We start from the raw sequence: 13,232 nt of genomic DNA, 5'->3' as shown, positions 1-13,232 counted from the left end.
CTCCTCCTTGGCTGCGCGGGTGTGCGGGCGCCCCTCAACCGGTGGCGGTCTTCTCGCGCAGGATCCGGCTCGCCGAGTCCAGATGGCGCGCCAGGTCGCGGTAGGACTCCAGGACCCCTGTTTCCGTGTACGCGATCCCCCGCTCACGGCAGAAGTCCCTGACGATGGGGTGGGCCCGGCGCAGTGCGGCGCGCGGCATGCCGGGGAACAGGTGGTGCTCGATCTGGTAGTTCAGCCCGCCGTGGAAGAAGTCGCCCAGCAGGCCGGTCGGCAGCGTCCGGGCGGTGAGCACCTGCCGCTCCAGCCAGCTCCACTCGCCGCCGGTGCGGGTGGGCAGCCCCTTGTGGTTCACGGCGAAGCCCAGGCCGAGGAGGTAGCCCAACAGCCCCTGGTGGACGGCGAGGAAGAGCGCCGCGGCCGGCAGCGGCAGCAGCACCAGGACGGCTCCGAGGTAGAGCGTCACATGCGTCAGCAGCAGACCGCCCTCCAGCCACGGGCGGCGGATCGCCCGACGGCGCAGCGCGATGAGACCGGCGATCCGCAGGACCACCGCCTCCAGGCCCAGCAGGGGGAAGAAGAGGTACCGCTGATTCCGGGCGAGGAAGTGCGCCGGGCCGGAGCGCTGCCCGGCCTGTTCCGGCGCGAAGACCGCCACCCGGCGCAGGATGTCCGGGTCCAGGTCCAGGTGGTTGGGGTGGTTGTGGTGGCGGTTGTGATGCTGCACCCACCAGCCGAAGCAGACCCCCAGGGCGAGGTTGGCGTGCACCAGGCCCAGTGCCTGGATGGTCCGGCGGTGCCGGGAGATCTGCCGGTGCCCGGCGTCGTGCACCACGAAGGCCAGCTGCTCGCTCCATACGGCGAGCCAGCCCGCGACGAGGACGACCTGCCACCATTCGCGCTCACAGCGGACCAGGGCCGCCCAGCCGAGCCCGTTCAACAGCCAGATCAGCGTGATCCGGCCGGCGTAGCGGACCCGGCGGGGCTTCATCAGGCCCGCGTCGTGGACGCGCCGGGACAGTTCGCGGAAGTCCTCGTCCCGGTCCGCCTCCTGGCGCTGCGCCGTACCGTCGTCCTGGGACACCCCGTTGATCCGGCGTGCCGCGCCGCCCTCGGCCGGAGGCGGGGCCGGCACGCCGCGCCCTGCCGTCGTGCTCATCCGCCCAGCCCCATGTACACGAGCCGCGTCTCCTGGGTCCGGCGGGCCCAGTCGAGGGCGGTGCGCATCCGCTCCTCGGCCGTGGTGTCGACGAGCCGGCGGCCGGGCCACACCTCGTAGTCGCCGACCAGGGCGCGGTGCTGCTCCAGCCCCTGCTGGAACAGCTCCTCCCTGCGGTACGTCATCTCCTGCACCGGCAGCCCGGCCCACAGCCGGTTCCCTCGTTCCATCAGTGCGCCGATGCGCGCCTTGTCCTCGGGGCGGCGCCGCAGATGCCGCCGGACGATGGTGGAGCCCACCGAGAGGTGCCGGATCTCGTCGATGCCCGCCGCCCGCTCGATCTCGGCGGCCGGGGCGTCGAGCGGCCGCCATTTGCGTTCGCTCAGTTCCGCGGTGGGCGCGAGGACACCCTCGACCAGCACGGTGAGGGTGACGACCCCGCCGATGTAGTCGCCGTCGTCCTCCAGGACGGATCGTCCGAAGCGCTCCAGCGGGTCCAGGACCGCCTCGCGGTCGGTCCCGGCGAGCTTCTCCATGGTCTCGGCCAAGTCCTCCTGGGGGACGCCGAGTTCGCGCAGGTGTCCGCGGAAGGCGTAGGCGTGCCGCGCCTCGTCCATCAACTGGGTCGTGAAGAAGTCCAGCTCCGCGGTGTCGGGAGCGTGGGCGACGAGGAAGGAGAGGGCACGGGTCGCCTTCTCCTCCGCCATCGAACGGAACGCCATCTCCTGCATGACCGCCTCGCGCAGCGGACCGTCGAGGAGCATGTGGCCCGGTACGGGCACCTCGCGGGAGCGGCCCATCGGGTCGCCGCGCAGGGTGCCCTGGGGCACCGCCCGCAGCCAGTAGGCGATATCGCAGCCTTCGGGGGTCAGCTCGGTGGTGAGTGCTCCGTCCAGCAGGTCCGGAGCCTGATCGGGATCGGCTTCGGGAGGGACGGTGTCGGGTGCCACGCTCAACATCTCGGTTCCTCTTTCACTGGTGTCGCTGATCGACGGCTGATCGACGGGCTGGTCCACGGGCCGGGGAACGCACGGGGGAGGGGGACGGGGCCGGGGAAGCAGGCGGAACGGGCGGGCGGCCGGCGCGGAAGGGGGGTGGCCGAGGCGGAAAGGGGGGGACGGCGGCCCCGTCAGACCGTCCTGGTCAGGCGCAGCAGGTTCCACACGGCGGCGACGCTCACACCGTTCTGGAACGCCAGGTACTCGGGTTCGATGTGCTGCGGCCGCCACTTGAGCTTGAAGGACTCCTGGGCCGCCGCGGGGTAGAGCGCCTGCCCCTTGCGGCCGAGCAGCTCCAGCACCCGCCGCAGCACCGGACTGGACGGCCGGGGACTCCCGACCGGATCGCCGAACTGGACGAACGGGGTGAAGCCCAGGTGCAGCCAGCCGCAGTTCTCCTCCTGGAACTGCTGCAGGGCGGTGGCGAAGAGCAGATCGACGGTTCCGGGAGGTGCCTCCGGCGCCCGGCGCGTCAGGTCGTAGAGCCAGCCCGCGCGCTCCCCGAAGACGGGCGAGTAGGAGATATAGCCCACCGTCCGCCCCTCGTGGACGGCGGTGAAGAGCCGCCGGTAGGGCCTGCCGGGGCCGCCCCGTTCCCCGATGAGGAAGTCCAGCTCCTTGACGTGGCGGCCTTTCGCGCGGAGCCAGGCGGCGTCCACGCGGTCGAGGGCGGCGGTCCGGGCCGGATCGTCCGCCTCGCCCGGCGGGGTCTCCCGGACCGCCACGCCCTCGCGCCGTGCCCGGTTCACCATGTTGCGGACCTTGACCATGCGCTGGCCCCGGAGGCTGTAGCCCTCCAGCGCGATGCTGAAGGACGCACCGAGCTGGTTGACGACGAATCCGTGGTCGGCGTGGAGCAGGGCGTCGTCATGGGAGAGCTGGACCGCTCCCACCCGCCGGCGCTCGCCCCGCGCCCGTTCCAGCAGCGTCGCGAGGACGCGCTCGCGGTCGCCGTACGCGCAGACCGGGCCGCACAGCTCGAACAGATGCCGGCTGCCGCTCTCCCGGTAGGCGGCGAACCCGTCCAGGCCCGTCGGACACAGCCGCCGGATACCGGTGTTCATGGTCAGAAAGGCGCTGCTGTGCCGGCCGTGGCGGCGCAGCACCGCCACCGCCTCGTCGTCGCCGAGTGCGGCGGGGGCGCTCACCGCACCGCCTCGCTCGGCTGCGGCCCGGTGCCCGTCCGCGGCCCCGGGGGCTTCGCCGGCACCGCGCCGGACGGTGTCAGGGCGTACCAGGGCACCGTCGCGAACTCCCGCAGCGCGGCGCCCACCGCCGGATGCGCAGCGGGCTCGAAGGAGACCGTGAAGGACTTCACGAAGTTGCCGAAGAGGCCCCGGTCACCGCACAGATGGAGGGGGATCACGAGCAGCGCCCACTCGGGGCCGACGGCCCAGATCCAGCCCGCGACGACCAGCCCCTGGAAACCGAGGCTGTGCATCAGGTTGTAGAGCACGTAGTAGGCCCGGTGGATCCGCCCGTCGGCGCTGCGCCGGAAGGCCACGGCCCCGGGCAGATAGCCGATCACATCGATGTACGCGAAGAGGACCACCGCCACCCACCAGCGCACCTCGCCGAGATGGGCCACGAAGAACCCGGCCGCCACGGCGAGTCCGAGGAGGTACTCCAGCCTCAGCAGCCGGTAGGTGGTGGGCGTCTGGCACAGATTGTGTGTGTCCATGCGTCAGCTCCGGCCCGCTGCCGCCGGCACCGCACCGGCCGGCCGGGCCCCGGTGAACCAGCCCGTCAGCGCCCGCGCCACATTGTCCTTGAGCACCCGCTCGGCCGCCGGGTCGAGGAGCTGGGCGAGGCTGACCACTCCGAAGTCGAAGCGGGCGACGAAGCGGATCTCGCACCCCGAGGGGACCTCCCGTAGCTGCCAGCTGCCCTCGAAATGCTGGAAGTCACCGTCCTCCTGGGCGAAGTCGATCCGCAGGTTCTCCCGGTCGACGCGGTCGCGCTCGCTCCAGCGGAGCGTGCCGCTGCGGAAGTGGACCTCCCAGCGGCTCACGGACTCGCCGGGGCGCTCCGGGTCCGGGACGACGACCACCGACCGTACGTCGGGGGCGTGTGCGGGGAAGCCGGACAGATCGGCCAGGGCGTCGAGCACCTCGGCGGGGGACTCGTCGACGAGCAGGGTCAACTCGGCACAGCGCATGGGCGACTCTCTTCTTTCCAGGCGTTCCGACGGCTCTCGGAGAGTGCCGTGCAGGCTTGCTCGAAGGTGGTGAGCAGGATGTCCACGTCCCGGTCCGTGAGGACGGCGGGCGGGGTGAACCTCAGCACCGCGTGCGAGTTCAGCGAGTGGTTGGCGATCACTCCACGGGAGATCAGCTCCAGCAGGAGTTCGGCGGTCAGGCCGGGTTCGGCCAGCTCGACGCCGATCAGCAGGCCGGCGCCCCGTACCTCCACCAGCAGATCCCCGAGGCACTCGGCCGCGATCTGCCGGATGCGGGGCAGCAGATGACTGCCCAGCGCCTTCGCGCGGGCGACCAGGCCCTCTTCCCTGATGCAGGCGATCGCGGCCTCGGCTGCCGCCATCGCCACCGGGGCCGCGGAGAAGGTGGAGGTGTGCACGAAGGGGTCGCTGCCGAACGGCTGGAAGACCTCCCGGCTCGCCACCATGGCGGAGACGGGGATGACACCGCCGGACAGTGCCTTGCCGACCAGCAGCATGTCGGGGACGACGGCCTCGCGGTCCGCCCCCCACCAGCTGCCGAGCCGGCCGAGCCCGGTCTGCACCTCGTCGAGGATCAGCAGCGCGCCATGTGCCCGGCAGGAGGCAGCGACCTCCGAGAGGTAGCCCGGCGGCGGGAGCACCCCGGCCTCCGCCTGCACCGGCTCCACGATCACACACGCGGAGTCGGCCGGGCCCTGCGCCAGCTCCTGTTCGAGGGCTGCGGCGTCCCCGTAGGGGAGATGACGGACCCCGGGCAGCAACGGGAGGAACGGACCGCGGTACATCGGGTTGCCGGTGGCCGACAGCGCACCCATCGTCTTCCCGTGGTAGCCCCCGTGGGCGGCCACCACCGTCGTTCTGCCGTGACAGCGCGCCAGCTTCAGCGCGGCCTCGACGGCCTCCGCCCCGGACCCGGCGAAGTGGACGTGATCCAGACCGGGCGGGGTGACGGCGGCGAGCGCCTCGGCGGCCGCCCCCGCGCGGGGCTCCAGCAGCATCCGGGTGGCCACGGGGTGGGTCGCGATCTGCTCCGTGACCGCCCGCACCACCCGCGGATGCCGGGCGCCCATCAGCAGTACGCCGTAGCCGCCGCAGTTGAGCAGGGCGCGCCCGTCCGTGGTGAACACCCACGCACCCGACGAACCGCTCTCCACCAGCCCGCCGAAGAGTTCGCCCAGCGTGGCGCGGGCGGGGCTCAGATGGGCGCGGTAGCGGGCGGTCACCGCGGCCTTCGTCTCCTCGGGGGACGGGTCGTGCGCGGTGGCGCCGGGCGGTGCGTGCCGTCGTTCGGGTACGGGGACCGATGTCGTCGTGTGCCCGCGCGTCCGGGCAGGGGGCGAGGTCATAGGGGCTCCAGGAGGGGACGGAACGGTGCCGGCCGAGGACGGCGGCTCAGGGCATGACGAACGGTTCGCCGGCGAAGTAGGCGTCCATGGGGGCCGCCGTACTCGTGCGCGAGGGCGGGTGGAAGGCCAGGGCCCGTCCCGCGGCCAGCCGGTAGGCGACGTCGGAGGAGTGGATGAAGGCCATACCGCCGAGGAGTTCGGCGGAGCGGCCCGACAGGTCGCCCACCGCGTCCTGGACGGCGTAGCGCACCGTCAGTGCGTCGGCGAGCGCGCCCGTACCGACCTCGCCGTCCTCCAGCCGCAGCGCGACGGCGTCGAGCTGGAGCAGGGCCGAGCGCAGCCCGGCCCCCAGGGCGGCCCGGTCCGAGGCGCTGCCGCGGGACCGCCGGAAGACGTCCTCGACCAGGGAGGCCGCCAGGCCGGCGTAGACGCTGGAGATGATCAGCTGGAACCAGATCAGTCCGGTGCTGGTGAGCCGTTCGGAGTCGGCGGGGTCGTCCCCCAGCCGCAGCAGTTCCTCCGGGCCGCACGGGACCTCGTCGAAGCGCACCTCGTCGCTCTCCGCCCCGGCCAGTGCGAGGGTGTCCCAGAAGGGGTGCACGCTCACGCCCTCGGCCGCCGCGGGAATCAGCACGATGGCGGTCTCGGGCTCCCCGCCGTCCGGTGCCATCAGCCGTACGCTCGCGGTGATCAGGTCCATGGAACGGGACAGGCTGCACGGCTTCTTCGACCCGGTCAGCCGGTAGCGGCCGTCCCCGGTCGCGCGTGCCGTCATCGTCGGCGCCAGTACGCCCTGCCCGGACGTCCCCTCCGCGAACGCGGAGGCCACCAGCAGCCGTTCGCCCGCCACCGCCCCGAGCAGTACGGGGACCAGGGGGTTCACGCTCTCCGGGACCGCCCGCAGCGTGGCGACGGAGAAGCCGTGCATCGCCACCGCCGCGCCGAGCGAGGGGGAGTACGACGAGAGGGCGGCCATGGTGCGTACGGCGTCCCGGGCACCGGCCCCGGCGCCGCCGTGTGCGGTGGGGATCAGCAGTCCGGCGCCACCGTACTTGCGGAACAGTTCGATCGCGGGGCTGCCCGGACGCTCCAGCTCGGCCAGCGGGACTCCCGCCAGCGCGGAGCACAGCCCCGGCAGCAGGCGGTCGCAGTGCGACCGCGCTTCGTCCAGCATCCTCATGACGCGCTCCTGTCGGTGTGGTCGGGGCCCGCGGAGCCGAACACGGCATCGCGCGGGTGCACGCCGTGGGCGACGCTCACGCCCTGCAGCCGGGACGTGCGCAGCGGCGGATAGTTGGCCTCCCCGTACACCCCGCCCGTCAGACCGGTCCCGCCATGGGTCGGCAGGCAGGGGAGGAAGCCGACGTGGGAGTCGTTGACCTTGAGCAGGCCCCCGTTGCGGATGTCGCGGACGAACCGGTCGACGACCCGGTCGTCCCGCGCCCACACCGAGTTCCGCAGTCCGTACGCGTTCTCGTTGAGAAACGCGACCATCCGGTCCAGTACGAGGGCGTCGTCGCCGGGTTCGGCCACGACCACCGGGAGGAGGGGGAAGAAGGTCTCCTCCCGTACGGCATCGACGCGACGGGCGTCGGCCAAGCCGTCCACCCGCAGAACGGTCGGCTGCAGGAAGGGGCCGTTGTCGCTGACCGTCCCGTCGATCTCGATGCGGTGGCCGCCCCGCAGGACCTGTGCGCCCGCACCGGTCGCCTGGTCGAGGAAGGCGAAGAACTTCTCACTGCGCACCACGGGGGAGAGCAGTGTCTCGGGGTCGTCGGGGTAGCCGGGCCGCAGCGCGTCCACGGCCTCGCCGAGCCGGGCCAGCAGCTCGTCCGCGATATCGGGGTGCACCACGGCGTAGTTGGGGACCATGCAGATCTGGCCGGAGCCGAAGAAGCACTCCGTCAGTGCCTGTACGGCGCGGTCGAGGTCCGCGTCCCGCCAGATGGCGACGCCGTCGTTGCCGGCGAGTTCGAGGATCGGCTTCTTGCCCCGGGCGATGCACTTGGCTTCCAGGCGGAGCCCGACGTCGGAGGGGCCGATGTAGAAGATGTCGGCGACCGCCGGGTCGTCCAGCCAGGACTCCAGGACCTCTTGGGGCGCGGCACAGAAGAAGTTCAGCGTCCCCGGCGGTGCGCCGGCTTCTTCGAGCGCGGGCACCAGGATCTCCCGCAGCACGTACATCGCGCCCAGCGGCGCGCTGCGCGGGGCCCGGACCACCAGGGTGTTGCCGGCGAGCATCGCGGTGGCCGCCAGCAGCACGCTCGACAGCGGGGCGTTCTGCGGAGGGTTGGCACAGACGACGCCGTCCGGCTGGCGACGGACCAGCATCCTGCGGGGCCCGCGGGAGAACTCCTGGTGCAGTTGGTCGGCGTAGAACCGGAGGTTCTCCTCGGAGTACCCGCCGAGGAGCCCCGCGAACTGCCACTCCGCGAGGACGCGCGGATGCTGCTCCTGGATCAGCACCTCGATGATCTCCGACCGGTGCGCCTCCAGACGGCGATGCACGGCGCGTCCGAGGGCGAAGATCCTCGTCCGGGCGGGCGCGGCCGCCCACTGCGGGAATGCCGCGGCCGCCGCTTTCACCGCCGCCCGGGCGGTCTCGCCGTCGGCGACCGAGCAGCGGGCGAGCACATGGGGATTTCCCGGATCTCCCGCCCCGCGTTCCAGTGCTCTTTTCGCCCGCAGCGTGGCGAAGACATCATTCAGCATGGCCCGCGCGCTCATGCAGTAGACGCCATTGTCGGAGGGCACATCGACTCCGCCGACATATGAGTGGTATTCGCGCGGTACTGATTTCCGCACCATGCTCGCGGCAGGGGTGATGTCATCCGTTCCATGGTGCGGGAAGCCGACGCAAAAGGATTCCGTGACCGTACCTTCTACCTGGAGATCATTCATTCCGAGGGAACTCCTTTCCGGCCTTCCGGCAGGGCGATCGGTACGTCACTTTCGCATTCCGGTGACCAAGAGCATGCTGAGTTCCTCGCCCCCCTGAAGGAGATTGCGGAAAGCCCCCATCCGCTCCACGACATAAGGCAGGCTCCAGAGGTCCGTTACTCCGGCGGCCCAGCCGTGGCGGGCCCACCAGTTCTCGGGATCCCGCAGCCGCCATGGCCATGGCGTCCCCGCGGCGGCCATGTCCTCCAGCCACGGCCGCATGAACGAGGACTGGGCGGTTTCGGCGTTCAGGCATTCGGCGCCCAGGCTGCTGCCCGGCGCGGAGAGCCCGGACACGGTGGCCACGAGCGCCTCCACCACCTCGGGTTCGAAGTAGTAGAGGAGCCCTTCGCACAGCCATGCCGTCGGCTCGGCCGGATCGAAGCCGGCCTCGGTCAGGGCATCTGACCAGGAGCCTTGCAGGTCGGCCGGGACGGCGATGCGTTCGCCCACCGAAGGGGCGCTGTCCGCGACCACCCCTTCCTTGAAGGCGTGCACCGCCGGCAGGTCCACTTCGTACAGCCGGGTCCCCGCGGGCCAGTCCAGCCGGAAGGCCCGTGTGTCGAGGCCCGCACCCAGCAGCACCACCTGCCGGCACCCCGAGCCGGCCGCGGCCCTGAGGTGGTCGTCGAAGAACCGGGTACGGACCGCCAGCCATTCGGGCAGCAGTACCTGAAAGGCCCCCGCCCCGGGCGGGCCGTGGAATCCACCGGCCGCCGCCACGAATTTCTCGGCCCAGGGGTCACTGAACAATGCGTCCGGTTTTCCGGATTCACCCGCCCGCATCTGCGCGGTCCACAAGGCGGTTTCGGAGACGCCGGCCAGTCCGGTGTCGTAATTCTGGGTCACCGGGAACCCCCCTTGTCGCGTAGGGGCGGTCTGTCGGCGAAGACCATGGATGAAGAGCCCTTAATGGTCCGTGTCGACCAATTCAAGAAGGCGTCCTTTCGTGCGGCGCGCGGCATGACGACGCCCTACGCCAAACGGCCTAACGAGAAAGGATCCTACGGTGAGTTATCTACCCGATTGCAAGGCTGGTCTGATGAAAGACCCGGACGGATGAATAGTACGACCGCCGGTCGTTAAGCTCGGTCGACGGTTTCCGGCCACCGGTTTTTGGCCGCCGATTTCAGGCCATCGCTTTTCTTTTCCTTCGCGTTTGCCCGCCGTTCGCCGACAGGGACGCCCGCATGATCCGGCCGCTGCTGGCCGACGGTCGGGGTCGGGTGCCGGGCACCCCGCACTCCTGGGGGGTCGGGTATCGGACACCGGGTGGCCGACCGACCCCGGTGTCAGGGTCGCGGTGACTCGCCCGGTGCCCCCACGTCGGCAAGAAAGCGGCCATCGAAGGTCGGATTTCCGCCTTCGGCCTTGAGCGCCCTGTCGTCGACGCTCCGTGATGAAGAGGGCAACGGCGCTGTGCCGATGGTGAGTTGGCGGGCCGGCGAATGGGCGGGTCGGTGGGGGGCGGGTTGGTGACGTCGGGCGTGAGGTGTCCGTCCCGGGGCAGTGCTGCCGCGGCCCCGATCCGACTCGACGCTGATCCGTCTCGACCCGTCCGGACCCGGCCCTGCCCGACCCGGCGCGCATCGCGTCGGAGAATTCCCTGAGGGCGGGAGAGCACGAGGTGTTTCCAGCTCCTCAAGCGGCGCTCCGTCCGCCGAAAGCCGAACCAGCCCGTTCCGTAGCCACTGGTGAAGAACAGCGGACGGGGCGTTTGCCGGCTCCCGTCGTGGCCTGCTGTTTTGGATACCGGACTCGGGGCATCAGAGCAGTTGTCGGGATGACCGACACACTGAAAGGGCCCGTCACTGTTCCCCTTTGCTCAAGGGGTGTGAGCAGTGGCGGAATCAAAGCCCGCTATCGCGTCGCGCTGAAGGGATTTCGCATGAGTTCCAATGTCTGGGGATACCTTCCCGACTCCGGTTACAGGGCGGGCGCGGCTCTTGTGGGGTACAGCGTCGAAGCCGTCGACGGAAGTATCGGCAAGGTGGACAAGCATTCTGACGAGGTGGATTCCGCCCACCTGGTGGTCGACACCGGCCCGTGGATCCTCGGCAGGCGGGTCGTGCTGCCGGCCGGCACGGTGACCGGCATCGACCGGGACGAGGAAAAGGTCTACGTCGGCCGCACCCGGCAGGAGATCAAGGACGCGCCCTCCTTCGAGGGGGACGAGCACGCGAGCAGCGCCGACTATCTTCATCAGGTCGGGGTCTATTTCGGGGGATTTCCCCTGGTCTGAAGCGGGCCCGGCCGTCCGGGCGGGCCCGGAGCCGGAGGGCCGGCCGCCGTTCGGGCGGCCGGCCCGGGATTTCACCCGCGTGGCGCCGTGCGGGTGGGCGTAAACCCTCGGATCCGGGGAACCCGTTGGAGAACCCTCTCGTCGAAGTAGCCTTCTAGGCGGCCCTCGGATGGGCGGCGGCGGAGCTCCAGGGCGTGGAGATGGATCGGGCGTGAGGTGAGAGTGTGACGGGTGCGCAGCAGACCCCGGTGACGAAAGCGGCGGAGGCGCGTGCCCATGTTCATGAGCTGCTGAGCGCTCACCGTCCGCATATCGATGAACTCTCCGTCATCGACGCCCTGCTGGTCACCTCGGAATTGGTCACCAATGCCCAGCGCCATGGAGACGGAATTTCCGGTTTCTCCGCCCGGATCGTGGCCGACCGCCTGGAAGTGACCGTAGCCGATGGCAACCGTCGGCAACCCGCCACCGCCGTGGGACGTGAAAAATATGCGGTCGGCGGATATGGATGGCCGATGATTCAGCAACTCACCGCCTGTGTGGTCATTATTCCCACCCCGGGCGGCAAAGCCATTACCGTGACCATTCCCCTCGCATTCGACCGCGCATCCGGTTGATGTCGCCGGTGGGACGCCGTCGGCGCCATCGGGCAGTTCATCCGTGTCTGCGGTCTGCTGTGCCTTACGCCCCTACCCGCCGCGGCGCCGGCGAAGCGGCCTGAGAGTATTGCCGTCCTGCCGTGCGAGAGCAGCCCCGTGCGAGAGCGGCGCCCGGGCGGCCGTGCCCGCCGGGCGGGCGGACAAGGGATACGGCGCCGCCGGGACGGTGCGGGCGTATTTGAGGTGAGAGTGTGATGCGGGGACTACCTGTCAGGGCAGCCGAGGCACGCAACTACGTGCACGACCTGCTGCACAGGACCGGCAGCCCGGTCGACGACCTGGCCCTCGTCGATGCCCTCCTGGTGGCGACGGAACTGGTCACCAACGCCCAGCGGCACGGAGGCGGGCTCACCGGCTTCACCGCGGAGATCGTCGACGGCTACCTGGAGCTGGTGGTCGACGACAAGAGCGAGCGCCGCCCCACCGCTCCCGCCCGTCGTGACCCCGACGCCACGGGTGGATACGGCTGGCCCCTGATACAGCGGCTGGCCCGCACCATCGACATCGTCGTCACGGCGACCGGCAAGACCATCCGCGTGACGCTGCCCCTCTGACGTCACCGCGCGGCACGGCCTCCCCGCACCGGTCCGCCCTCGACTGTCGTACCCGGCCGCTAAGGTGCGGCGCATGCACGCGCTGATCACCGCCATCGCCGCACACGACGAGGCTGCCGACTTCCTCGCCTGGCCGGGCGACTTCGACCTCGGCCGGGGAGACCATGTCGAGGAGGTCCACCTCGCGTCCGGCGCTGCGCTGGAGGGCTTCGCGGGCGACGGAGCCGGCGGTACGTACTTCTTCTGTGGCGAGGGCGGCGAGGAACATCCGGTCCTCTACGCAGACTCCGAAGGCGGCGCGGCTCTGCTGGCGATCGGGCTGCCGGAGTTGCTGCAGCTCCTGCTGGTCGTGCCGTGGTGGCGTGACTGTCGCGCCTTGACGCCGGAGGAGAGCGGCGAGGCGGCCGCCGACCATCTGGAGGACATGCCCGACTTGGCAGCTCAGCGGGACCGTGCGGCCGCTGCCCTCGGCCTGGAACTTCCGCCCGAAAGCGCGGTCCTGACCCGCCTGCGCGAGGTCGCCATCGAGAAGGCCAAGGACTTCGTCCTGATCTACACACCGGAGAACACGCCCTACGAACCGCTGTTCAAGGCCTGAGCCGAAGGCCCCGCCGTCGGCAATCCTGACGCCGCGCTCGGGCACGGGACAGGGCGGGCGAGCCGCCTCGACTGCCTCGGAGAACGCGCCCCGAGGACGAGCACCGCCCCGTGGCGTTGTGCACTGCGCGCGCCGAGGGCCCTTGAATGTGTTCTCCCGGGGCATACGCGAGGTCAGCAGCATTTGCCTACCGGAGGGAGCGGACCATCATGGGCATCGGTGGATGCATCGGTCTTATCGCAGTGGGTGCCATCTTGACGTTCGCCGTGGACTGGCACCTGTCCAGCGTCAACCTCGACCTGGTCGGCCTCATCATGATGGCCGTGGGAGTGATCGGCCTGGCGGCCTATGTGAGCATCCTCAAGCGGCGCCGCGTCCAGCCGCCGGCTCCCGGAGCCCCGGTCGTCGACGTCGAGGAGACGCGTACCTACCGGTGAAGCACGGGCCGGCGGATACGGACCGGGCGCCTCAGGAACGCAACCTGCCGCTCCCGGCACGGCCGGCGCATCCGCTCCGTGAGCACCCCTGACGAGCAGATGGTCACGGGCGGACAGCAGAGA

14 protein-coding genes are annotated in these 13,232 nt (G+C 70.8%); 5 read left to right on the top strand and 9 right to left on the bottom strand.

Annotation, left to right across the window (positions count from 1 at the left end):
• Positions 1 to 34 precede the first annotated feature (34 nt).
• The 9 genes from Scani_RS01315 to Scani_RS01275 form a co-directional block, all read right to left on the bottom strand.
• Complete coding sequence (locus Scani_RS01315) at positions 35 to 1,156, bottom strand: fatty acid desaturase family protein (RefSeq protein WP_159469131.1); 1,122 nt, start codon at positions 1,154 to 1,156, stop codon at positions 35 to 37.
• The gene (locus Scani_RS01310) at positions 1,153 to 2,115 is read right to left on the bottom strand and encodes a ferritin family protein (RefSeq protein WP_159469129.1); all 963 of its coding nucleotides are present in this window, start codon (positions 2,113 to 2,115) and stop codon (positions 1,153 to 1,155) included. The genes Scani_RS01315 and Scani_RS01310 overlap by 4 nt, the downstream gene beginning before the upstream one ends.
• A gap of 170 nt (positions 2,116 to 2,285) precedes the next feature.
• Entirely contained in the window at positions 2,286 to 3,302 is a 1,017-nt protein-coding gene (locus tag Scani_RS01305; RefSeq protein ID WP_246295422.1) for a DUF2156 domain-containing protein, read from the bottom strand.
• Entirely contained in the window at positions 3,299 to 3,835 is a 537-nt protein-coding gene (locus Scani_RS01300) for a hypothetical protein (protein ID WP_159469127.1), read from the bottom strand. Before Scani_RS01300 ends, Scani_RS01305 begins: the two co-directional genes overlap by 4 nt.
• A gap of 3 nt (positions 3,836 to 3,838) precedes the next feature.
• A complete protein-coding gene (locus tag Scani_RS01295) occupies positions 3,839 to 4,312 on the bottom strand; it encodes a type II toxin-antitoxin system RatA family toxin (RefSeq protein ID WP_159469125.1) in 474 nt (157 codons plus the stop codon).
• Positions 4,294 to 5,679, bottom strand: a complete 1,386-nt coding sequence (locus Scani_RS01290; protein ID WP_159469123.1) for an aspartate aminotransferase family protein — start codon at positions 5,677 to 5,679, stop codon at positions 4,294 to 4,296. Before Scani_RS01290 ends, Scani_RS01295 begins: the two co-directional genes overlap by 19 nt.
• Before the next feature lie 46 nt (positions 5,680 to 5,725).
• Positions 5,726 to 6,859, bottom strand: a complete 1,134-nt coding sequence (locus Scani_RS01285) for an acyl-CoA dehydrogenase family protein (protein WP_159469121.1) — start codon at positions 6,857 to 6,859, stop codon at positions 5,726 to 5,728.
• A complete protein-coding gene (locus tag Scani_RS01280; protein WP_308686546.1) occupies positions 6,856 to 8,433 on the bottom strand; it encodes an aldehyde dehydrogenase family protein in 1,578 nt (525 codons plus the stop codon). The genes Scani_RS01285 and Scani_RS01280 overlap by 4 nt, the downstream gene beginning before the upstream one ends.
• 192 nt (positions 8,434 to 8,625) lie before the next feature.
• Entirely contained in the window at positions 8,626 to 9,468 is an 843-nt protein-coding gene (locus Scani_RS01275; protein WP_246295420.1) for an SAM-dependent methyltransferase, read from the bottom strand.
• Between the two features lie 934 nt (positions 9,469 to 10,402).
• Here Scani_RS01275 and Scani_RS01270 point away from each other — a divergent pair.
• From Scani_RS01270 to Scani_RS01250, 5 genes are all read left to right on the top strand, one after another.
• Positions 10,403 to 10,861 (top strand): PRC-barrel domain containing protein, encoded by a 459-nt coding sequence (locus tag Scani_RS01270; protein ID WP_308686545.1) that lies wholly within the window; start codon positions 10,403 to 10,405, stop codon positions 10,859 to 10,861.
• A 224-nt stretch (positions 10,862 to 11,085) separates the two neighbouring features.
• Positions 11,086 to 11,478, top strand: a complete 393-nt coding sequence (locus Scani_RS01265) for an ATP-binding protein (RefSeq protein ID WP_246295418.1) — start codon at positions 11,086 to 11,088, stop codon at positions 11,476 to 11,478.
• A 236-nt stretch (positions 11,479 to 11,714) separates the two neighbouring features.
• Positions 11,715 to 12,074, top strand: a complete 360-nt coding sequence (locus Scani_RS01260; protein ID WP_159469119.1) for an ATP-binding protein — start codon at positions 11,715 to 11,717, stop codon at positions 12,072 to 12,074.
• A 73-nt stretch (positions 12,075 to 12,147) separates the two neighbouring features.
• The gene (locus tag Scani_RS01255) at positions 12,148 to 12,672 is read left to right on the top strand and encodes a hypothetical protein (protein WP_159469117.1); all 525 of its coding nucleotides are present in this window, start codon (positions 12,148 to 12,150) and stop codon (positions 12,670 to 12,672) included.
• A gap of 209 nt (positions 12,673 to 12,881) precedes the next feature.
• Positions 12,882 to 13,109 carry a DUF6458 family protein gene (locus tag Scani_RS01250; RefSeq protein WP_159469115.1) on the top strand — a complete coding sequence of 76 codons (228 nt, stop codon included), beginning with the start codon at positions 12,882 to 12,884 and terminating at the stop codon, positions 13,107 to 13,109.
• The last annotated feature ends 123 nt before the right edge of the window (positions 13,110 to 13,232 follow it).

Source organism: Streptomyces caniferus (genome assembly GCF_009811555.1).
GTDB classification, from domain to species: domain Bacteria; phylum Actinomycetota; class Actinomycetes; order Streptomycetales; family Streptomycetaceae; genus Streptomyces; species Streptomyces caniferus.
The sequence above is the reverse complement of the archived record's forward strand: the minus strand, read 5'-3'. Positions and strand labels throughout refer to the sequence as shown.

Excerpts from the sequence above, each read along its gene's own strand:
- Scani_RS01315 (WP_159469131.1), bottom strand. The coding sequence starts at position 1,156 with ATGAGCACGACGGCAGGGCGCGGCGTGCCGGCCCCGCCTCCGGCCGAG.
- Scani_RS01310 (WP_159469129.1), bottom strand. The coding sequence starts at position 2,115 with ATGTTGAGCGTGGCACCCGACACCGTCCCTCCCGAAGCCGATCCCGAT.
- Scani_RS01300 (WP_159469127.1), bottom strand. The coding sequence starts at position 3,835 with ATGGACACACACAATCTGTGCCAGACGCCCACCACCTACCGGCTGCTG.
- Scani_RS01295 (WP_159469125.1), bottom strand. The coding sequence starts at position 4,312 with ATGCGCTGTGCCGAGTTGACCCTGCTCGTCGACGAGTCCCCCGCCGAG.
- Scani_RS01290 (WP_159469123.1), bottom strand. The coding sequence starts at position 5,679 with ATGACCTCGCCCCCTGCCCGGACGCGCGGGCACACGACGACATCGGTC.
- Scani_RS01285 (WP_159469121.1), bottom strand. The coding sequence starts at position 6,859 with ATGAGGATGCTGGACGAAGCGCGGTCGCACTGCGACCGCCTGCTGCCG.
- Scani_RS01270 (WP_308686545.1), top strand. The coding sequence starts at position 10,403 with ATGACCGACACACTGAAAGGGCCCGTCACTGTTCCCCTTTGCTCAAGG.
- Scani_RS01260 (WP_159469119.1), top strand. The coding sequence starts at position 11,715 with ATGCGGGGACTACCTGTCAGGGCAGCCGAGGCACGCAACTACGTGCAC.
- Scani_RS01255 (WP_159469117.1), top strand. The coding sequence starts at position 12,148 with ATGCACGCGCTGATCACCGCCATCGCCGCACACGACGAGGCTGCCGAC.
- Scani_RS01250 (WP_159469115.1), top strand. The coding sequence starts at position 12,882 with ATGGGCATCGGTGGATGCATCGGTCTTATCGCAGTGGGTGCCATCTTG.